Source organism: Brevibacterium pityocampae (assembly GCF_039541555.1).
Lineage (GTDB): Bacteria > Actinomycetota > Actinomycetes > Actinomycetales > Brevibacteriaceae > Brevibacterium > Brevibacterium pityocampae.
The window spans coordinates 467,303-487,537 of sequence record NZ_BAABGL010000002.1 but is presented as its reverse complement, the minus strand read 5'-3'; the positions used below and the strand labels follow the sequence as shown (position 1 = coordinate 487,537).

19 protein-coding genes and 1 tRNA gene are annotated in these 20,235 nt (G+C 71.4%); 14 read left to right on the top strand and 6 right to left on the bottom strand.

Going from position 1 to position 20,235, the window contains the following annotated elements:
• Positions 1-134 precede the first annotated feature (134 nt).
• The 3 genes from ABD883_RS02570 to ABD883_RS02560 form a co-directional block, all read right to left on the bottom strand.
• Positions 135-1,145, bottom strand: coding sequence for an inorganic phosphate transporter (locus ABD883_RS02570; protein WP_137318847.1), 1,011 nt, complete (start codon positions 1,143-1,145; stop codon positions 135-137).
• A 1-nt stretch (position 1,146) separates the two neighbouring features.
• Entirely contained in the window at positions 1,147-1,767 is a 621-nt protein-coding gene (locus ABD883_RS02565) for a DUF47 domain-containing protein (protein WP_137318846.1), read from the bottom strand.
• A 250-nt stretch (positions 1,768-2,017) separates the two neighbouring features.
• Positions 2,018-2,608 carry a hypothetical protein gene (locus tag ABD883_RS02560; RefSeq protein WP_247423433.1) on the bottom strand — a complete coding sequence of 197 codons (591 nt, stop codon included), beginning with the start codon at positions 2,606-2,608 and terminating at the stop codon, positions 2,018-2,020.
• A gap of 180 nt (positions 2,609-2,788) precedes the next feature.
• Here ABD883_RS02560 and ABD883_RS02555 point away from each other — a divergent pair, with 180 nt between their 5' ends.
• Positions 2,789-3,826, top strand: a complete 1,038-nt coding sequence (locus ABD883_RS02555; protein ID WP_137318845.1) for a hypothetical protein — start codon at positions 2,789-2,791, stop codon at positions 3,824-3,826.
• Between the two features lie 168 nt (positions 3,827-3,994).
• On the opposite strand, the gene ABD883_RS02550 is transcribed toward ABD883_RS02555, so the two are convergent.
• A complete protein-coding gene (locus ABD883_RS02550; RefSeq protein WP_345029584.1) occupies positions 3,995-5,398 on the bottom strand; it encodes an MFS transporter in 1,404 nt (467 codons plus the stop codon).
• 241 nt (positions 5,399-5,639) lie between these two features.
• Here ABD883_RS02550 and ABD883_RS02545 point away from each other — a divergent pair.
• Together ABD883_RS02545 and ABD883_RS02540 are read left to right on the top strand one after the other, a co-directional pair.
• A tRNA-Lys gene (locus ABD883_RS02545) sits at positions 5,640-5,712 on the top strand.
• Positions 5,713-6,058: 346 nt separating this feature from the next.
• Positions 6,059-7,345, top strand: coding sequence for a type 2 periplasmic-binding domain-containing protein (locus ABD883_RS02540; protein ID WP_345029582.1), 1,287 nt, complete (start codon positions 6,059-6,061; stop codon positions 7,343-7,345).
• Positions 7,346-7,490: 145 nt separating this feature from the next.
• Here the strand turns inward: ABD883_RS02540 and ABD883_RS02535 are convergent, their stop codons facing one another.
• Together ABD883_RS02535 and ABD883_RS02530 are read right to left on the bottom strand one after the other, a co-directional pair.
• Positions 7,491-8,288, bottom strand: coding sequence for an acyl-CoA thioesterase (locus ABD883_RS02535; protein ID WP_247423470.1), 798 nt, complete (start codon positions 8,286-8,288; stop codon positions 7,491-7,493).
• Between the two features lie 173 nt (positions 8,289-8,461).
• Entirely contained in the window at positions 8,462-9,121 is a 660-nt protein-coding gene (locus tag ABD883_RS02530) for an NADPH-dependent F420 reductase (RefSeq protein ID WP_345029578.1), read from the bottom strand.
• 89 nt (positions 9,122-9,210) lie between these two features.
• On the opposite strand from ABD883_RS02530, the gene ABD883_RS02525 reads away from it, so the two are divergent.
• The 11 genes from ABD883_RS02525 to ABD883_RS02475 all read left to right on the top strand — a co-directional run bounded on the left by ABD883_RS02525 (position 9,211) and on the right by ABD883_RS02475 (position 20,232).
• Positions 9,211-10,239, top strand: coding sequence for an LLM class flavin-dependent oxidoreductase (locus tag ABD883_RS02525; protein WP_345029576.1), 1,029 nt, complete (start codon positions 9,211-9,213; stop codon positions 10,237-10,239).
• A gap of 351 nt (positions 10,240-10,590) precedes the next feature.
• Positions 10,591-11,232, top strand: a complete 642-nt coding sequence (locus tag ABD883_RS02520; protein WP_137318838.1) for an ABC transporter permease — start codon at positions 10,591-10,593, stop codon at positions 11,230-11,232.
• Positions 11,233-11,353: 121 nt separating this feature from the next.
• On the top strand, positions 11,354-12,601 hold the full coding sequence (locus ABD883_RS02515) for an ABC transporter ATP-binding protein (protein WP_345029804.1): 1,248 nt from the start codon (positions 11,354-11,356) through the stop codon (positions 12,599-12,601).
• Complete coding sequence (locus ABD883_RS02510) at positions 12,598-13,434, top strand: ABC transporter permease (RefSeq protein ID WP_137318837.1); 837 nt, start codon at positions 12,598-12,600, stop codon at positions 13,432-13,434. Before ABD883_RS02515 ends, ABD883_RS02510 begins: the two co-directional genes overlap by 4 nt.
• The gene (locus ABD883_RS02505) at positions 13,434-14,447 is read left to right on the top strand and encodes a glycine betaine ABC transporter substrate-binding protein (protein WP_345029573.1); all 1,014 of its coding nucleotides are present in this window, start codon (positions 13,434-13,436) and stop codon (positions 14,445-14,447) included. The genes ABD883_RS02510 and ABD883_RS02505 overlap by 1 nt, the downstream gene beginning before the upstream one ends.
• Before the next feature lie 315 nt (positions 14,448-14,762).
• The gene (locus ABD883_RS02500) at positions 14,763-15,566 is read left to right on the top strand and encodes a transporter substrate-binding domain-containing protein (protein WP_247423478.1); all 804 of its coding nucleotides are present in this window, start codon (positions 14,763-14,765) and stop codon (positions 15,564-15,566) included.
• Positions 15,567-15,833: 267 nt separating this feature from the next.
• Positions 15,834-16,625, top strand: a complete 792-nt coding sequence (locus tag ABD883_RS02495) for an amino acid ABC transporter permease (RefSeq protein WP_247423651.1) — start codon at positions 15,834-15,836, stop codon at positions 16,623-16,625.
• Between the two features lie 17 nt (positions 16,626-16,642).
• Positions 16,643-17,482 (top strand): amino acid ABC transporter ATP-binding protein, encoded by an 840-nt coding sequence (locus tag ABD883_RS02490; RefSeq protein ID WP_282599074.1) that lies wholly within the window; start codon positions 16,643-16,645, stop codon positions 17,480-17,482.
• A gap of 98 nt (positions 17,483-17,580) precedes the next feature.
• Positions 17,581-17,847 (top strand): hypothetical protein, encoded by a 267-nt coding sequence (locus ABD883_RS02485; protein ID WP_137318833.1) that lies wholly within the window; start codon positions 17,581-17,583, stop codon positions 17,845-17,847.
• Positions 17,844-18,380 (top strand): HAD domain-containing protein, encoded by a 537-nt coding sequence (locus ABD883_RS02480; RefSeq protein ID WP_345029801.1) that lies wholly within the window; start codon positions 17,844-17,846, stop codon positions 18,378-18,380. Before ABD883_RS02485 ends, ABD883_RS02480 begins: the two co-directional genes overlap by 4 nt.
• Before the next feature lie 91 nt (positions 18,381-18,471).
• Positions 18,472-20,232: a thiamine pyrophosphate-dependent enzyme gene (locus ABD883_RS02475; protein ID WP_345029567.1), complete on the top strand. Its 1,761-nt coding sequence runs from the start codon at positions 18,472-18,474 to the stop codon at positions 20,230-20,232.
• Positions 20,233-20,235 lie beyond the last annotated feature (3 nt).

Genomic DNA, 20,235 nt, shown 5'->3' with positions numbered 1-20,235 from the left:
CGCCTCGGCACCCGGCGCGCACCTCGGCCCCCCGCGCACGCCTCGGGAAGTGTGGTGGTTCCGAGGGAGAATGCCACCATCAACACCACCACTCTCGGACGGAACCACCACACTCCTGCCGGGAGCCCCCGTGCTCAGGCGCGCAGGGCGAGGAGTGGGAGGGCGAGGAGAGCGGCGAGCAGCCCGGCGGCCGGCAGGCTCAGCAGCCAGGAGCCGACGACCGGCATGAGGTAGCGCATCCGCACCGAGGCCCGGCGGCCGCCCAACTGGGTGCCGAGGTTCGCGGCGACGACGATGAAGCTCATCGACACCGGCACCCGGAGCATCAGGGCGGTGATGTACATGAAGGTCGTCGAGGTGAAGTCCGAGACCGCCGCCTTCACCGGGTCGAGGTCGACCATCCGCACGCTCAGCGTCCGGGCGATCCGCCAGCCGCTCACCAAGGTGCCGAGCGCCAGCGCGACGGCGATGGTGATCCGGACCGGCCAGTCGATCGAGAACGCCTCGAGGCCCACCGGTGCGGAGGTCGTGTAGGCGAGCACGGCGACCATCATGATCGCCGCGGACTTCTGCGCGTCCTGGATGCCGTGGGCCAGGGACAGCCCCCCGGCGAGCACGCTCGATATGATTCGGCTGCGGCGGAACAGCGGCTTCGTGGCGAGCGACCCGCCGAACGCGGCCATCGCCCGCATGGCGAGCATCGCGAGCACGAACGCGACGAGCGGGGTGAGGACGAGGGGCGCGAGCACCGAGGTGAACAGCTCGTGCCCGGAGGAGCTCGCCCCGAACACCAGCCCGGCACCGATCAGCCCGCCGAACAGACAGTGCGTCGAGGACACCGGGAGGGCGGCGAGGTAGGTCGCGATGTTCCACAGCAGCCCGCCGAGCACGCCGGCGAACACGATGAGGAGGATGTCGCGGTGGTCGCTCGGGAGCTCGATGATGTTCTCCGCCACGACCTGCGCGATGCCCTGCCCGAGCAGCGCCCCGATGAAGTTGAAGACCGCGGCGAGGGCGAGCGCGAGCCGGGGGGTGAGCGCACGGTGGACGACGGCGTTGCCGACGGTGATCGCGGCGTCGTGGAACCCGTTCATGAACGCGAACGCGACGACGAGGACGATCACCGCCGCGAACAGCAGCTCCACCTCAGGACTCCTTGACCGCGATGGTCCCGATCACGCGGGCGATCTCCTTGAAGGAGCGGGAGGCCTGGACGAAGGCGGCGGAGAGCTGGATCGCGGCCATCGCGTAGGTGAGCCCGCGGCGGGAGGCCGGGACTGCGTCGGACACCCGCTGCTGGAGGCCGACCGCCCGGTGGTAGAGCGTGTCGATGCTCTCGACGTACTCCCACTGGTCGGTCTTGCCGCGCAGCCGCTGCGTCATCCGCAGGGTCTGGTCGGCCTGGGTGGAGAGCAGCGCGAGCATCTCGAGCGCACCGACCGGCAGGTCGTCGAACGCCGAGGACGTCATCGCGAAGCCGACAGCGTCGAGTGCGTGGCACGTCACACGCAGGCTGTCGGAGAGGAGGTACAGATCATCCCGGTCGAGCGGGGTGACGTAGTTCTCCCGCAGGCGGCGCAGCACGGCCCCGGCCGAGGCGTCGGCGGCATCGCAGATCTCCTGCATCCGCCCGGCGGCCGCACGGCGTTCGTCGACGGGGATGCCGGAGAGCTCGGCGAGGACGAGGCTGCCGTCCTGGAGGTGCTCCGCGAGTTCGATGAACAGCTCGTAGAACTGCGATTCCCGGGGGACTCGGCGCAATCGCACGCGGTTCTCCTCGTTCGGCGGCGCTGGGGAGGGGTGGGTGCCGGACCGAGAGCGCCTCTCGGCGGTAGGCCGCTCGAAGCGGCTGATGTTGGAGCCCGGGGCTTCAGCGGTCCGGCACCCGGTGCGACCCTTGCGGGCCACGTCAGCAGGATACAGTCCGGGCCGAGGAAACCCAATGCGCGCAGGTGCGGTCCGACCGACGGAGCGTGGTCGACCAGTGCGACGGTGCAGCCGACCGCGCCGGGCCCGCTCAGCCGAGGCGCCCGATCCGGTGGGCGCGGGCCGCGCCGGCGAGGTCGCGGGCGAGGTTCTCGAACTGCTCGGCCCCCGTCCCCGTGTCCCCGGTGAGCACCCGGCCGCGCGCGGCGACCTCGACGAACGCCGAGGCGCGGGCGAGGGCGATCGCGAAGTCGCCGGTGAAGGCCCCGGCGAGGATCTCATCGGCGGCGCGGGCGACCGCATCGGGTCCCGGCGGTGCCTCCACCCCGGCGATCACCTCGGCGACGGTGTGACCCTCCCGCCCGGCGGCGAACCAGGCGGCGGCCTGCTGCGGGGAGCGGCGGATCCAGTCGCGCAGGGCGTAGAGGCGCCACAGCGCACCGGGCAGGGACACGGCGGGGGCGGTCGACCAGATCTCGGCGACGGCCTCGAGCCCGACCTCGTCGGCGAGCTGCACGAACCGGGCGGTCGCAGCGGCATCGCGCTCCCCGTCCCGGGTGCCGACGAGGAGCGCGGCGGTGGCGTGCGCCGCCTCGGCCCGGGCGGCCGGGTCGGGCTGGGGCGCGAGGTGCTCGAGGTCGGGCATCATGCGCGGCTTGTGGTGACGCGGTGGGTTGGACATCGCCGTCCAGTGTAGTGCGGGGGCACCGCACGGCTATTCCCCGCCGGCGCTGGGAGTTGGATCGGAGCGGGGGCGCGGGCACGGTCGTAGACTGGGCACCGGCGTCAGACTTCACAATGCCGCTTGTGGGTATCCCCCGTGCAGGTCACGGGGCCCGCAGCGCGCGAGAGAGGAACTCCCATGGTGAAGAACGCAGTGGTCAATGCCGGGCTCGGACGGGCCGCCGGGATGATGGTCAACGAGGACGGCACGCTCCACCCCAAGGCCGAGGGCGGGGTGCGCAGGCTGCTGAGCGTGCAGCGCCCGATCGTGCTCGCCTACCTCCGCAGCCTGCGGCGTCGGCACCCGGAGGCGACTCCGGCCGACATCGCCGAGATCGTCCGCAGCCACTACGTCAACCTCACCACCGGCGGCGGGGCCGCGGTCGGTGCGACCGCCGTGGTGCCGGGCATCCGCACCGGTGCGGCGATGGGTGTGGCGGCAGTCGAGACCGCCGGGTTCCTCGAGGGCTCCGCGCTCTACGCGCAGGCCGTCGCCGAGCTCCACGGGCTCCCGGTGCGGGATCCGGAGCGCGCGAACGTGCTCGTCATGGGCCTCATGCTCGGGGAGTCCGGGCGGGAGCTGGTGAAGAAGTTCGCCGGTCAGGCCAGCGGCACCGGACCCGCGGTGACCGCGAACTGGGGCCAGATGGTCACCAAGCAGCTGCCGGCGTCGATGATGAATTCGCTCACCCGCCGGATGCGCAAGATGCTGTTGAAGAAGTACGCGGCGAAGGCGAGCGGCTCGTTCGTCGGGCGGATCCTGCCGTTCGGGGTCGGCGCGGTGGTCGGGGCCGTGGTCAACCGGACGATGGCGAACACCGTCGTCGACCATGCGCGGACCGCGTTCGGGCCGTTCCCGGTGAACTTCGAGCGCGAGCTCGACCCGCAGGTGAGCACGCCGCGCCGCGATGCGAACATCGTCGGCGGGCTCAAGAACGTGCTCCGGCTGAAGAAGAAGCGCGCCGGGGAGGTCATCGACGGCGAGGTCGTCGACGAGCAGGAGGCCGAGCGCGGACGGAAGGGCCGCAAGGGCCGCGGCTTCGGTCGGAAGGGCGACGCCGGTCGGAAGGGCAGTGACGGCCGGGGCGGGCCGGACATCGTCGCCCACACCGGCTCCGCGGACCCGGATACCGCGGACGAGGCGCCCCGCACCTACCACCCCGACGCCCGCCTCTGAGCCGGCTGGATCCCGTGCTCCGCTGAGGGTGCCGGGGCCCGCGCCCGGCTGAGCACCGCCGTCCATCGACCTGTCGCTCCTGCCCGTTTCTCCCACCGAGGATCGAGCATGAACGGCAGGTCGACGGCGTTCTGGCCCGGGGCCTGCAGGGTTACCGGCAGAGCCGGGTCAGTGGGAGCGGCGCGCGGCCCACACGAGCATGAGGCATGCGAGCGCGGTGACGAGGCCGAGCGCGAAGACGACGAGGAAGCCGGACAGAGCGGGCACTTCGGCCCCGGCGTGGCTCTGGCTCGTCGCGGCGAGCACCATGCCGGTGACCGCGGCCCCGCTGCTCGTGCCGACGCTGCGCATGAGGGCGTTGACGCCGTTCGCCGAGCCGGTGACCGAACGCGGCACCTCGGCCATGACGAGCGTGGGGATGGCCGCGTAGGCCAGGGCGAGACCCGCGCAGAGCACGGTGCTCGACAGCACGAGGTGCCCCACGGCGTCGTGCCACACGAGGGTGTAGCCGTAGGCCAGTGCGATGGTGAGCGCCCCGATGCCGGTCGCCATGTGCCCGCCGAGGCCGCGGATGAGCCGGGCGGAGACCGGGGCGAGCGCCATCATCGCGAGCGCGCCGGGGACGAGTGCGAGGCTCCCCCCGAGCATCGTGAGGCCGAGCCCGGCGTCGGTGTCGGCCGGCAGCTCGAGCATCTGCATGAAGGCGACCTCCATGACGAAGAAGGAGAAGCCGAGCGCGATCGAGCCGAGGTTGACGAGCAGGAGCCGGCGGCGGGCGAGCAGACGCAGGTCGACGATCGGCTCCGCCACGCGCAGCTCGAACACACCCCAGGCCAGGAGCACCGCGACCCCGCCGAACCCGAGGCCCAGGGTGGGTGCCGAGGCCCAGCCCCAGACCGGGCCCTGGGACACGGCGATGAGGATGCCGGACAGGCCGGCGGCCAGCCCGATCGCGCCGAGCACGTCGACGCGCTGGTGGGTGCCCGGCGAGGCCGGGACAGCGGCGAGGATGCCGAGGAAGGTGATGACCCCGAGCAGCGCGGAGGCCCAGAACAGGAGCTTCCAGTCGCCGAGCTGGACCACCCAGGCGCTGAGCGGCAGACCGAGCGCCCCGCCGAACCCCAGGCTCGCGCTGACGATCGCGATGCCGGTGGTGCTGCGGCGGGGGTCGGGGTGGTCGCCGAGGATCGAGATCGCCACGGCGATGATGCCCATGCTCGCACCCTGCAGCGCCCGGCCCACGAGGAGCCCGACCAGGCCGGTGGACAGTGCTGCGACGAGCGAGCCGAGGATGAGCAGCCCGATGAGGGCGAGCGCGACGGTGCGCTTGCCGAACAGGTCGCCGAGGCGCCCGGAGATCGGCGTCGTCACGGCGGCGGCGACGAGGGAGATGGTGAGGACCCAGGCGGTCGAGGCGCGCGAGGCGTCGAGGAGGCCGGGGAGGTGGTTCTGGATGGGGATGACGAGCGTCTGCATGAACGAGCCGCCCGTGCTCGCGACGGCGAGCGCGGCGATGAGGCGCCAGGTGCCGCGCGGGTCGGCGGGCGCGGGGTCCGTGCGGTCGTGGGCCATGTTCCACCGCCTCCGCTCGTTCGTGTTCCGCTCGTGGTCCGCTGCTCGTCCGCTCGTGGTCTGCGGGCCCGGGCTTATGCGGCGCACGGTCGATGTGGGCCCGTGCAACATTACCGATTCGGCCGGTGCAGCGTGGGCAGGCGTCCACGGATGGAATTGGGCGGGGGCTCGCGCGCGGATTAGACTTGACTCGCGCACGCTCGTGCGCTGAACGGCCGGCTCCGCGCTGGAGCCGCCGTTCGGGCCTCTAGCTCAGTTGGTAGAGCAGCGGACTTTTAATCCGCGGGTCGTGGGTTCGATCCCCACGGGGCCCACCGTGCGCTCCGAGGTCTGTTGTCGCCTCCCCGGATTCCGAGGTGCTCCACCAGCGGGAGCACAGGCATCTGCGACGACTCGTCCTGGCCTGTCCGAGCGCGCCCAGGCCGGGAGCTGACCGGTATCCGAAGACCGTCGCCGCCGCACGCGCCGACTGCCGGACACACCCGAGCCGCCGACCGGGGCCTCGCAAATCTGACGTCAACCTCAAGAACCACCGCCGGCGGTGGTATATATGAGGGAGCTCACACAGCTGTGGGCCCCTGCATCGACCACCGCACCACGCACCCGGCACCATCGACGGGCAGCGTGCCACGCGAGAGTCCCTCGACGAGGAGGAACCCCATGACCACTGTTCGACACGGACGATTCCTGTCCCTGGCCGCACTCGCGGCCTCCGCGACCTTCGCCCTGAGCGCCTGCGCGGGCAGCGCCGGCGGTGGAGGCGGAGGCGGTGAGGGCGGCGGCAGCGGATTCGACTACGGCGCCTCGCAGGAGGACGTCGACGCCGCGCTCTCCGAGCTCGACCCGGTCAACATCGTCTACCAGGCCGGTGCCCAGGGCCCGAACTCGGTGTCCGCGCAGTCCGCCCACGACTTCAAGGAGTACGTCGAGGAGCGCTCCGGCGGGAAGATCACCGTCGAGGTCATCTGGGCACAGGCGATCGCCGGCTACTCCGAGATCGACGATGCCCTGTCCGACGGCCGCATCGATGTCTCCTACGCCCTGCCCATCTACGACCCGTCGACCTACCCGGCGTTCGACGCGCTGGCCACCACCTCGGCCGGGCTGCCGAACTCCCCCGTCGTCGGCGAGCTCGTGGGCAACGCCGCGATCATCGACATGGCGTGGAACTCCGAGGAGATCCTCCAGGGATACGAGGAGCAGGGCATCGTTCCGCTGACCCCCGTGGTGAGCACGGGCAACCACCACGCGATCTGCTCGGATTCCGGCACCACGCTCGACGACTGGAAGGGCCGCCAGGTCCGCATCCCCAGCGTCTCCCTCGAGAAGGTGGCGAGCAACCTCGGCGCCACCCCGGTGTCGATGGAGTACGTCGAGGTGTTCGAGGCGATCCAGCGCGGCACCGTCGACTGCACGCTCGCCCAGCTGCTCCCCTCGGAGGAGGCCGGTCTCCTCGAGATCGCCCCGAACGTCTCCTACGCCTCCCCGGAGTCGAGCCTGTCGAGCCGCGGCGCCGGCGCGATGCTCGCCGGCTCGAACTTCCAGAACCTCCCGCTCGCCTACCAGCAGATCATCTTCGACGCGGGCGAGGGCGGGTTCATCGCGAGCTCCGAGGTCATCGCCAAAGGCAACGCCGCAGGCGTCAAGCAGCTGCGCGAGGCCGGCGGCGAGATGGCCCCGCTCGATCCCGAGGCGGAGAAGAAGTACAAGGAGACGAACGACGAGCTCATCGCGCAGGTCGAGGAGGACGGGCTCATCGGCTCCGACGCCTCGCAGCGCATGAAGGACGCCGCGGACAAGTGGAGCGGTGTGGCCGAGGAGATCGGCTACGAGGAGGGCGGCGACTTCGACTCGCTCGACGAGTGGTACAACGCCGATGACTTCGACTACGCGCCGTTCGCAGCACAGCTCTTCGAAGAGGTCTACCTCCCCCACCGCCCGAGCTGATCGCCGGCGGCCGCATGCCCACCCGGGTGCGCGGCCGCCGGCCGACAGCGGGCCTCAACTCGACCCCGGGCACGCCGCCCGTCCGTCATCGCGGACGACGGCACCCGGGGTCGACTGCGTCTGCGTAATACGCAGCGCACGGGTGTCACTTGTAGTACACGAGCTGGTGCGTGGTGGCGAGCAGGTCACCGGACTCGCCCCAGATCTGGGCGGCCTGGTCGAACAGCCCGTGGCCGAACCGCGAGCCCTGCGCCACGCCGAGCAGGTACTCGCCCTGCGCGGCGAGCTCCTCGGCCCCGGCGTGGAAGTACGCGGTGAAGCTCACGGTGCCGGCCGGGGCGCGCTCACCCGTGCGGAGGAAGATCCGCGGGAAGAACACGTCACAGGCCGAGGCGAGCGCCGGGAAGTCCCAGCCGCGCGGCTCGGCGTGGCGGAACCACTGCTGGGTCGCCGAATCGGCACGGGCCTGCTCGGGACCTTCCGGGATCTCGCCGTCGATCACGCGCATCTCGTAGCGGTTGAGCCACGGCAGCGGCAGCGCGCCGGGCCGCGGCGCCACCTCGGCCGGCGGCGGCACCTGCGGGAAGTCCGCCTCGGTGTCGGACCAGGTCTCGCGCACCTGCGCGAACAGCGCGGTCCCGGTCAGCAGGGTCTTGCCCTCCTGGGTCGCGGTGATCGTCCAGTGCTGGTTCGAGCGGTTGGTGCGCACGGGGACGGCGGTGAGCGTGTACTCGCCGTCGGCGATCGGCGCCAGGTAGTTCACGGTGAGGGCGGCCGGGCGGCCCTGCACCTCGGGATGCTCGAGCACCGCACGCAGCGCGACGGCCGCGGTGACCCCGCCGTAGGGGCCGACCATGTTCGCCCAGTCCGGGTGGGTGCGCGCGGTCACCGAACCGCTGCCGTCGGGGGTGAGGGCGATCGCCTCGTCGAACGAATGGGTCATGGGTCCTCCTGGATCCGGCCGCGCGGCGGCTGCGAGTGGGCGGGCGGCACCTCGGCGGTGAGGCGCATCACACCCCCGAGCCTAGTGAGCCGACCGGGCGGGCGGGAAACCGGGGTCCCACCAGGCGGTCGGATGCGGCCTGGCGGAGATCGGCGCCCGGCCGGTCACACGCCTTAACAGCCGGACGCCGGAGCCGAGGCGTCCGCGAGTGCGGATTCGAACTCCGCCCGCTCGAGCCGACGGCCGAACACGGGCCCGTCGACGTCGAGGAGGTGGGCGCGGTCCGGGCCCAGGACCACCGGGTCGAAACCGAGGCGGTCGACCAGCGCGGCGACTGCTTCGAGCGCGGCGGGATCGTCCCCAGCAACGCCGAGCGCCCGCCGGCCGGGAGCCCCAGCGGGGCGCGCATCGGCGGCGAGGTCGGTGTAGGCGGCGTGGTTGAGCGTGCGGACCACGGCGAGGTGCAGGAGGTCCCCGGCGAGCCAGCAGGTGCCGCTCAGCTGCGGCTCCGCCCCGGCCGGCGCAGCGATGCCGTCAGTGGCCTCCCAGGCGTTCGTCGCGTCGATGACGATGCCGCGGAGGGCCGCGAGGTCGAGGCCGGCGAGCGCAGGGCGCGGGACGGCGAGGATCGTGATGTCGGCGCGGGCGGCGAGCTCGGCGAAGTCGACGAGCTGCGCCTCCGGCAGCAGGCTGGAGACGATGAGGTCGAGCATCGGCTGGCCGGGCCGTCCGGCGAGCACGAGTTCGCAGCCGGCGTCGATGACGAGCCGGCCGAGGGCCGTGCCGAGCTTGCCGACACCGACGATGCCGATGGTCGTCGCAGTGGTCTTCACGACCGATGCAACGTGCCCTGCGCACGGGCTATTCCGCGAGCCCGCAGCCGGCCCGGAATAATTGATCCTTCAACCAGGTTCCGACTGTCATGACTCATGAATTCGGCATCGACACCTTCGGCGACGTCACCGCGGGCCCCGACGGCACACTCCTCCCCCACGCGCAGACGGTGCGCAACGTCGTCGAGGAGGGCGTGCGCGCCGACGAGGTCGGGCTCGACTTCATCGGCATCGGCGAGCACCACCGCGACGACTTCGCCGTCTCCGCTCCGGAGATGGTGCTCGCCGCGATCGCCGCGCGCACCGAGCGCATCCACCTCGGCTCCGCCGTCACCGTGCTGTGCTCCGACGACCCGGTGCGCGTCTACGAGCGGTTCGCCACCCTCGACGCACTGAGCTCCGGCCGCGCGGAGGTCATCCTCGGCCGCGGCTCCTTCACCGAGTCGTTCCCGCTGTTCGGCTACCGGCTCGAGGACTACGAGGACCTGTTCGAGGAGAAGCTCGCCCTGTTCGCGAAGCTCCGGCAGGAGCAGCCGGTGACCTGGCAGGGCACCCACACCCAGGACCTCGATGCGGCCACCCTCTACCCGCCCGTCGAGAGCGGGGAGCTCAAGACCTGGATCGCCGTCGGCGGCAGCCCGCAGTCCGTCATCCGCGCCGCCCACCACGACCTGCCGCTCATGCTCGCGATCATCGGCGGTCCGGTGGACCGGTTCGCCCCGTTCGCGGACCTCTACCGGCGCGCTCTCGCGGAGTTCGGCGCCACCGAGTCCAACCCGATCGGCTACCACTCCTACGGTCATGTGGCCGACACCGACGAGCAGGCGATGGAAGAGCTCTACGAGCCCTACACCGCGCAGGTCGCCCGGATCGGCGCCGAGCGCGGCTGGGGCCGGCCGTCACGCGCATCGTTCGAGCACGAGGCGCAGCACGGCTCAATGGCCGTCGGCTCCCCGGAGACCGTGGCGAAGAAGATCGCCGCCGGCATGCAGGCCCTCGGTGCCACCCGGTTCGACCTCAAGGTCAGCACCGGCCCGCTCGCGCACGAGAAGATTATGCACAGCATCGAGCTCTACGGCGAGAAGGTCGTCCCGCTCGTCCGCGACATGCTCAGCTGAATCGTCCGCGACATGCTCAGCTGACCTGGAGCACGCGCTCACGACTGTGGGGCTTTCGGCAGAGGGTGGTGGCATCAACGGCCCCATTCTCCGCCGGAAGCCCCACAGTTCCGTCCGGGCCGGGCACGCGCACCCGGCTCCCACCTCGGCAGCGGGGTGCGCCGGGGCGGGCAGTCACGACTTGGTCACGAAGGCTCGACACCACCCGCATGACCTGGGCATGCGCCCCTCATCTCGCTACCTTGGATGACACCGCGACCGCTCTGCGGAGGCGCGGACGGGGTCTGCCCGCGCAGGCCGCACGGAACACACACCATGCTGACGTGAGATGAATCGATAGGGGCGGACGCCATGTGGGACTACCTTGTGGACCGACTGCCCCAGATCCTGTTCGCCGGCTGGCAGCACTTCAGCCTCGTCGTCCAGTGCCTCATCCTCGCCACCGCGCTCTCGATCGTCCTCGCCGCGCTCGTCTACCGCTCCGGCGCCTGGACCTCGGTCGCGAACTCCGTGACCGCGATCGGCCTGACCATCCCGTCCTTCGCGCTCATCGGCCTCCTCATCGCCCCGGTGGGCTACGGCGTGACCCCGGCGGTCATCGTCGTCACCTTCTTCGCCACCCTGCCGATCCTCCGCAACGCCGTGGTCGGCCTGTCCTCCGTGCCGGCCGCCACCGTGGAATCGGCACGCGGCATCGGGATGAGCCGGATGCGCACCCTGCTCACCGTCGAGCTCCCCATGGCCTGGCCGGTGATCCTCGCCGGGATCCGCGTCTCCGCCCAGATGGTCATGGGCATCGCAGCCGTCGCCGCCTATGCGCTCGGCCCCGGCCTGGGCGGGCTGATCTTCTCCGGCCTGTCCCGCCTGGGCGGCGCGAACTCGCTCGAGTCCGTGGTCGTCGGCGTCATCGGCATCATCATCCTCGCGCTCCTGCTCGACCTCATCCTCGTCGGCATCGGCCGGCTGACCACCCCGAAAGGTATCCGTGCCTGAGAATCCCACCGGTCCCGCCGCGCCCCAGGACCGCACCCCGCAGACCACCGGCTCGAGCGCAGGAGCCGCCACCGCACCGACCGGCGCCCAACCGACCGACACCCAGCCGACCGGTGCTGACATGAGCAGCAACGGCGCTCCTGCCGACGCCGGCTCGCAGGGCGCCTCGATCCTCCTGCGCGAGATCACCAAGACCTACCCCGGACAGAAGAAGCCGGCCGTCGGCGGACTCACCATGGAGATCCCCGCCGGCAGCACCGTCATGCTCGTCGGACCGTCCGGCTGCGGCAAGACGACGACGCTCAAGATGATCAATCGCCTCATCGAACCCACTGACGGCAGCATCATCTTGGGCGACGAGGACATCACCACGATGGACGCGGACAAGCTGCGCCGCCGGATCGGCTACGTCATCCAGGCCGGCGGACTGTTCCCGCACATGACGGTCGCGGCGAACATCGGGATCGTGCCGAAGATGCTCGGCTGGGACAAGCAGCGCATCGCCGACCGCGTCGACGAGCTCCTCGACCTCGTGTCGCTCGACCCCGGCACCTACCGCGGTCGCTACCCCAAGGAGCTCTCCGGCGGCCAGCAGCAGCGCATCGGCGTGGCCCGCGCGCTCGCCGCGGACCCGCCCGTGCTCCTCATGGACGAGCCGTTCGGCGCGGTCGACCCGATCACCCGTCAGCGCCTCCAGGACGAGCTCATCAGCATCCAGGCCGAGCTCAAGAAGACGATCGTGTGCGTCACCCACGACTTCGACGAAGCGGTCAAGCTCGGCGACTGGATCGCGATCTTCGCCGAGGGCGGCCGACTCGTCCAGTACGACTCCCCGGAGCAGATCCTCAAGCACCCGGCGAACGACTTCGTCGAGAACTTCATCGGCTCCGGCGCCGGCCTCAAGCAGCTCACGCTCAGCCGGGTCGCCGACGCCGAGGTGCGCGAGGCCCTGACCTCGCCCGTCGACGCCGGACCCGCCGCCGCGCTCGAGGCGCTCCGCACCGCACAGGCCGCCGGCACCGCCCCGGCCGGCACCGAGGACTCCATCGTCGTCCTCGACTCCCGGCAGCGGCCGGTGCACTGGTTCTCCGCCCGCCAGCTCGAGCGCCTCTCCGCCTTCCCCGACCGCCCCGACGAGGATCTCCCCGTCGTCGGCGAGCGCGCCTCCCTCAACGACGCACTCGACACCATGCTCGTGTCCTCGACGAGCAACGCGATCGTCACCGGGGGCCGTGACCGGTTCCTCGGCGTGATCGGCGTCGAGACCGTGATGGACGCGATCACCTCCGCGCGTTCGGCGGGCGCGGAACAGGCCCCGCCCTCCCCGCTCGGGGAGAACACCGGCCCGGTCGAGGTGACATCGCCATGAGCGAGAGCACCGACACCCGCGCCCCGCAGTCCGGCACCGAACAGTCCCGCAGCGACCGCCGCACCACCGACCCGGCGGTGCCGACCGCCGGGACCCGGGATGCCGCACGCGCCCAGGAGCGGCGCACGCTCGTGCTCCAGATCCTCGTCATCGGGGCCGTGTTCGCCGCGGTCGCGATCTGGCTGGCGACCGCGGACCTCTCGGAGACCGAGCTCGGCACGCTCAACGCCGCCACCCTGTGGGGCTACACCGTCGAGCACCTCGCGCTCACCGCGGTCTCCGCGGTCATCGTGCTCGCGATCGCGATCCCCGCCGGCGTCCTCCTCACCCGCCGGCCGCTGCGGTTCCTCACCGCCCCGGTGATGACCGTGGCGAACATCGGTCAGGCCGCACCTGCGATCGGCCTCATCGTGCTCCTCGCGTTCTGGCTCGGGTTCGGGTTCTGGGCGGCGGTCGTCTCGCTCGTCCTCTACGCCGTCCTCCCCGTGCTGCGCAACACCATGGTCGGCCTCACCCAGGTCGACGACAGTCTCATCGAGGCCGGCCGCGGGATGGGGATGAGCTCCGCCGCAGTGCTGTTCCGCGTCGAGCTGCCGCTCGCCGTGCCGCTCATGCTCGCCGGCATCCGCACCGCCCTCGTCCTGCTCGTCGGCACCGCCACCCTCGCCACCTTCATCAACGGCGGCGGGCTCGGCGTGCTCATCACCACCGGCGTCAACCTCAACCTCACGACGGTGCTCGTCACCGGTTCGCTCCTCGTCGCGCTCCTCGCCCTCGTCGTCGACTGGCTGGGCCGCGTCGTCGAGTACTTCGCCCGCCCGAAAGGACTGTGATGGAGAAGCGCACACGGAATCCCCGCACCCGGTTCGGCATCGCCGCACTCCTGTCCGCCGCGACCTTGGCCGTCACCGGGTGCGGGCTCGAGCCGGCCGCCTCGTTCGTCCCGGCCGTCGGGCCCGGGGAGATCACCGAGGTGCCGGGCGCGGCGGATGCCGACCCCATCACCGTGACCTCGAAGCAGTTCACCGAGCAGCTCATCCTCGGCAAGATCGCCGTCCTCGCCGCCGAGGCGGCCGGCTACGAGGTCGTCGACCTCACCAACGTACCCGGCTCCCAGCCGTCGCGGGAGCTCATCGTGTCCGGCGGGGCCGACGTCGGCTATGAGTACACCGGTACCGCATGGCTGACCTACCTGGGCCAGGAGGAGAGCATCCCCGACACCCAGGAGATGTGGGAGGCCGTGGCCGCGGAGGATGCGGAGAGCGGGGTGGTGTGGGGCGAGCCGATGCCGCTCAACAACACCTACGCCTTCGCCGTGCGGCCCGAGGCGGCCGCGGAGTTCGGCGACATGACCACCCTGTCGGAGATCGGCGAGGTGCCCGTGGAGGAGCGCACCTTCTGCGTGGACGCCGAGTTCAACTCCCGTGTCGACGGGATGAACCCGATGCTCGATCTCTACGAGCTGCCGCGCGGCGACGCCGAGGGCGTGCCCGACGACCAGATCGGCATCTACGACATCGGCGCGATCTACTCCGCGACCGCGGCCGGCGACTGCAACTTCGGCGAGGTCTTCACCACCGACGGGCGGATCGACGCGCTCGATCTCGTGGTCCTCGAGGACGACCGCCAGTTCTTCCCCGCCTACAACGCCGCCCCGACCTTCCACGCGGAGTCGCTGCCGAACCACGAGGAGTACAAGGAGGTCCTCGACTCGTTCGGCGGGCGGCTGACGAACGAGGTCATGCGTCAGCTCAATCTGCGCGTCGACGTCGAGGGCGAGGAGCCCGCCGACGTCGCCTTCGACTGGATGGTCTCCGAGGGGCTCGTCACCGACCCGAACGCCTGACCGGCCCGCACCTCGGCGGCAGTCCGGTCGGACTGTGGTGGTTCCGTGCGAGTGTGGTGGCATCAACGGCGCTACTCTCTCTCGAAAGTCCTACAGTCGCGGCGATCACGCGGCCGGCGCCTCGGGACCGGGCCCGCGGTCCGGGCGCCGAGGCACCCACAGACGTGAGCGTGGTCACAACGAAACGGACACGATTCGCCCCGGGACGGCGTCAGCACACCCCGGTCGCAGCCGTCCCGGAGTAGCTTGTCCTCCATACCGGCCCCCGCGGCCAGTCCACGGCCGCCCGGCCGCCCGACCCACCGAGGAGACATTGTGAAACGACGTCTGACGACCGCTCTCGCCCTGCCCGCCGCCCTGCTCATCGCCCTGTCCGCCTGCGGCGGCGGAGGCGAATCCGAACCCGCAGCCACCGGCGAGGGCGGCGTGCCGCTGCTCGAGGAGGGCAAGCTCAAGGTCTGCACCCACCTGTCCTACCAGCCGTTCCAGTTCGAGCGCGACGGCGACGTCGTCGGCTTCGACGTCGACCTCGTCGACCTCGTGGCCGAGGAGCTCGGCGTCGAGCAGGAGATCGTCAACACCCCGTTCGAGACCATCACCACCGGTGCGGCGTTCAACACCGGCGAGTGCGACCTCGCCGCCGCGGGCATGACGATCACCCCGGAGCGCGAAGAGGTCATCGAGTTCTCCGAGGGCTACTTCGACGCCAACCAGGCCGTGCTGTCCAAGGCCGACTCCGGGATCTCCGACGAGGCCGGGCTCGCGGGCAAGAGCATCGCCGCGCAGACCGGCACCACCGGCCTGCAGTACGCCGAGGAGAACCTCGGCGACGCGGAGGTCATCACCTACGAGGACCTGCCGCTGTCCCTCCAGGCGCTGCAGAACGGCGAGGTCGAGGCCGTCATCAACGACAACGGCGTGCTCTACGACTTCGCCAAGGAGAACACCGACTACGCCGTCGGCTTCGACATCCAGACCGGCGAGCAGTACGGCATCGCCGCGAAGAAGGGCAACACCGCCCTCATCGTGAAGGTCGACGAGGTCATCGGCGCGGCCCGCGAGGACGGCACGTACGACGGCATCTACGAGGAGTGGTTCGGCACCGCCCCGGCGAGCTGACCCGCAATCGTCATCGTCGGCGCCCCTTCCCCGTCCGGGCGCCGGCGATGACCCTACTCCCCCACGCCCACCCGTCCGGGACCACCCCTTCGACCGGCCCGTCGACCGGACCCGGAGCCCGCCACTCGCCCTCCGCACCGCGGGGGCCGTCGAGAGAGAAGACCGACCGTGACCCAGGACAGCTCCCCGGCAGCGGGGACCCGCACCTCGGACCCGAGCACCCGTCCCGCCTCCGACCCCGCACCGCCCCCGCACGTCAAGCCGGGGATGAGCAAGCGCAAGAAGGCGAAGATCTCCCGCGGCATCCAGTACGCGATCCTCCTCATCGCGCTCGCACTCGTCGTCATCGCCGCCGACTGGGGCCGGCTCGCGGAGACCTTCCTCAACGTCGACGTGGCCCTGGGCATGTTCCCCGAGGTCATCACCGTCGCGCTGAAGAACACCCTGCTGTTCACGCTGCTCGGCTTCGTGCTCGGTCTGGCGCTGGCGATCGTGCTCGCGCTCATGCGGCTGTCCTCGGTGGGGCCCTACCGCTGGATCTCCGCGATCTACATCGAGTTCTTCCGCGGCCTGCCGGCCCTCGTCGTGTTCCTCGTCATGGGCTTCGGCCTGCCGGTCGCGTTCCCGGGGATGGGGCTGAGCAAGCTCGTCGTCATCATGATCGCGCTCGGCCTGGTGTCGAGCGCCTACATGGCGGAGACGATCCGTGCCGGCATCCAGGCCGTCCCGAAGGGCCAGGTAGAGGCCGCCCGCTCGCTCGGCATGTCGTCCTCGCGGGCGATGATCACCATCGTGCTGCCGCAGGCGTTCCGCATCATCCTGCCGCCGCTGACGAACGAGCTCATCCTGCTGACCAAGGACTCCTCGCTCGCCTACATCCTTGGCTCCGCGGTGGGCGGGCGCGAGCTCGCCGCCCTCGCCCGGGCCGAGATCGTCAACTCCGCCAGCCTCACCCCGTTCATCGTGATCGCGCTGTGCTACCTCGTCATCACCATCCCGCTGTCCTACCTCTCCCGGGTGCTCGAACGGAAGTTCGGCGACGTCGGGACCAAGAGCTGAGACGGAGAGGAATCCTCATGAGCACCCCCACCGGAGACACCCCGCACCCGCCGGTCGCCTGCGAGACCGATCCCGCCGCCGAGGCGCCCGCCCGGCACCGCGTCGACCGCACCGGGGAGCCGATCGTCCGCATCACCAAGCTCGCGAAGTCGTTCGGCGACAACGAGGTGCTCACCGACATCAACGGCGCAGTCCACCGCGGCGAGGTCGTGTGCATCATCGGCCCGTCCGGCAGCGGCAAGTCGACGCTGCTGCGGTGCATCAACCTGCTCGAGGTGCCGACCTCCGGGGAGATCGTCGTCGACGGCCAGTCGATGACGGACCCGGACATCGACATCGACGCCGCCCGCACCCGGATCGGGATGGTGTTCCAGAGCTTCAACCTGTTCTCCCACCTCAGCGTCCGGGAGAACCTCACGGTCCCCCAGCGCAAGGTGCTCAAGCGCTCGAAGGCCGAGGCCGACCGCGTCGCCGAGCACAACCTCGAGCGGGTGGGGCTGAGCGACAAGATCGACGCCTCGCCGGCCTCCCTGTCCGGCGGCCAGCAGCAGCGCGCGGCGATCGCCCGCGCTCTGTCCATGGACCCCGACGTCATGCTCTTCGACGAGCCCACCTCTGCGCTCGACCCGGAGCTCGTCGGCGACGTCCTCAACGTCATGCGCTCGCTCGCCGACGAGGGCATGACGATGATCGTCGTCACCCACGAGATGGCGTTCGCCCGCGACGTCGCCGACCGCGTCGTGTTCATGGCCGACGGCATCGTCGTCGAGGAGGGCCCCGCCGCCCAGGTGATCGGCGACCCGCAGCAGGAGCGCACTCGGGAGTTCCTCCACCGGGTGCTCCACCCGACCGGCTGAGCACATCCGGCAGGATTCCTTGTGACGTGCCGCAGTATGCTGGGAAGCAGGAACCACGGTCGCAGCCGCCGCTGCCACCGCCACCACGAGGGGAGCACATGATGTCGAAGGACAAGCAGACGAAGAACGACCCGGTCGAGACGAGCGGGAACACGGGTCTCGATTCGCTCAACGACGCGGCCAAGGAGGTGCTCGGCCCGTCGGACCGGACCGAGGACAACCGCGGCGGCTACGTCGAGGCGAACCCGGACCCGCGCGCGGTCGCGGCGGCCCACGGCGACCGCCTCATCACCGATGCCGACGGCAACACCGTCATCACCGAGGATCCCGCCTCGCCGAACCACCCCGATTCGCCGACCCGCTGATCGGCAGCACGGGCCCGGGCACGCACGTCTACCTCGATATCGACGGCGTGCTCGTCACCGAGCCCTCGCCGCCGTTCCCGCGTGACTTCACCACCCGCGACGTCCGGGTCGCCGACGGGCGATTCGTGCCCGTCGCGTACTCCGCGTCGATCATCGCCGGCCTCGCGGAGATCCTCGGTGCACCCGGAGTGACGGTGGCGACCGTGTCCTCCTGGGAGCACGACGCCCCGTACCTGTTCCGCGTGCTCGGTCAGCCCGAATACCCGTGGCTCGAGGTCATGGGGCGCGGTCCGACGATCTTCCACGGCAAGGAGCGGGCGGTCCTCGCCGACCTCGCCGCGCAGGCGCAGCGGTCCGGGCAGCCGCTGGGCCGGGTGCTGTGGATCGACGACCACCTGCCGCCGGCCGAGGCGGACCGGGCTGCGCTCGCCGCCTCGCTCCCGGCCGCGGACGCCCTGCTCATCCGCACCTCGGCGCGGGAATGCCTGACCGCGGCGCACCTCGACGAGATCGCGGAGTTCGTGAACCGCTGAGGCGGGCCCAGCGGTGCACGCCGCGAGTCGCCGAGGTCTCTTCCTGTGACACGCCTCACTCCGTGACCGGGTCCGTGGTTAGAGTGGTGCCATGAGCGACGAAGCCGCATCCACCACCCCTTCCTCCCCGCAGTCCGCGCCCGGGAGCCCGCGCACCGGACCGTGCTCGGCCGGCCACCTCATCGTCCGGCAGCTCGAGCGCCACGGCGTCGACCGGATCTACTGCGTGCCCGGGGAGTCCTACCTCGACGTGCTCGACGGCCTCCACGACTCCCCGATCCGCACCGTCGTGTGCCGGCAGGAGGGCGGCGCCGGCTACATGGCCGTCGCCGAGGGCCGCCTCACCGGCCGACCCGGCATCGCCATGGTGACCCGCGGGCCGGGCGCCTCGAACGTCATGATCGCAGTCCACAACGCCTACCAGGACGCCACCCCGCTCGTCGTGTTCGTCGGCCTCATCCCCACCGAGGTGCGCGGGCGCGAGGCGTTCCAGGAGTTCGACCTCGGCGGCTGGTTCGGGTCGACGGCGAAGAAGGTGCTCGTCCTCGACGACCCCGCCTCCGCCGCCCGGATCGTCGCCGACGCCATGCACACCGCGGTCTCCGGCCGCCCCGGCCCGGTCATCGTCGGGCTGCCGGAGGAGACCCAGCTCGCCCGGACCGACGGGGCCACCGTGCCCCCGCGGCCGGTCGCCGAGCCCGGACCGGCGGCCGCCGACCTCGAGCTCCTTGACTCCGCGATCGCCCGTGCGCGGCGGCCCGTGCTCGTCACCGGCGGGGAGATGTGGGATGCGGAGACCTCGGCGGCCGTGGCCGCGTGGGCGGCCGGGCGCGGCGTAGGGATCTTCGCCGACTTCCGCGCCTACGACGGCATCGATCACGCCCACCCGCACTACCTCGGGGCGCTCGGCATCGGATCCGCCCCGGTGAGCCGCGAGGCGTTCGCCGCCGCGGACCTGCAGATCTTCCTCGGGTGCGCGCGCACCGACATCATGACGAACTCCTACGAGCTCGGCTGCGATCCGGAGACGACGATCGTCATCAACCGCGACCCCACCACGCACGGCCACTTCGGGCCGCTCGACCACCTCGTCGTGTCGACGACGCGCGCTTTCGGTGCCGCCGTCGCCGGGCTCGAGCCGGTGGTCGCGGAGACGCCGGGCTGGGTCACCGAGGCGCGCGAGGCGTTCCTCGACTGGCGCGAGCCCCGGCCGCCGGCCGATGCCGCGGGCGGGGCGGGCAACTCGCGCAACACGGGCAACTCGGATGCGGCGGGCGCCTCGGGCGGGGCGGGCGGTGCCCCGGAGTACGTCGACATGGACCTCGCGTTCGCAGCGATCCGCGAGCAGCTGCCCGACGACGCGATCATCGCCTACGGGGCGGGGAACCACACCGGCTGGGCGGCGCGGTTCCTGCCGGTCCACGGCTTCCCCTCCGTGCTCGGCCCGCGCAACGGCTCGATGGGCTTCGGGGTGCCGGCGGCCGTCGCCGCCGCCCTCGTCCACCCCGAGCGCACCGTGTTCTCGATCGCCGGCGACGGCTGCTTCATGATGAACGGCCAGGAGTTCTCCACCGCGGTGAATGAGGGCGCGAACCTCACCATCGTCATCAACGACAACTCCCGCTACGGCACGATCGTCGCCCACCAGGAGCGGGAGTACCCCGGCCGGCCCTCGGGCACGAACCTCGGCAATCCGGACTTCGGCGCCTGGGCCCGCTCCTTCGGCGGCTTCGGGGTGCAGGTGACGCGCACCGAGGACTTCGCCGCGGCCTTCGCCCAGGCGCTCGCCCACCCCGGCCCGGCGATCGTGCACGCGCTCACCGACCCGGACATCCGCACCAGCCGGCCCTGAAAG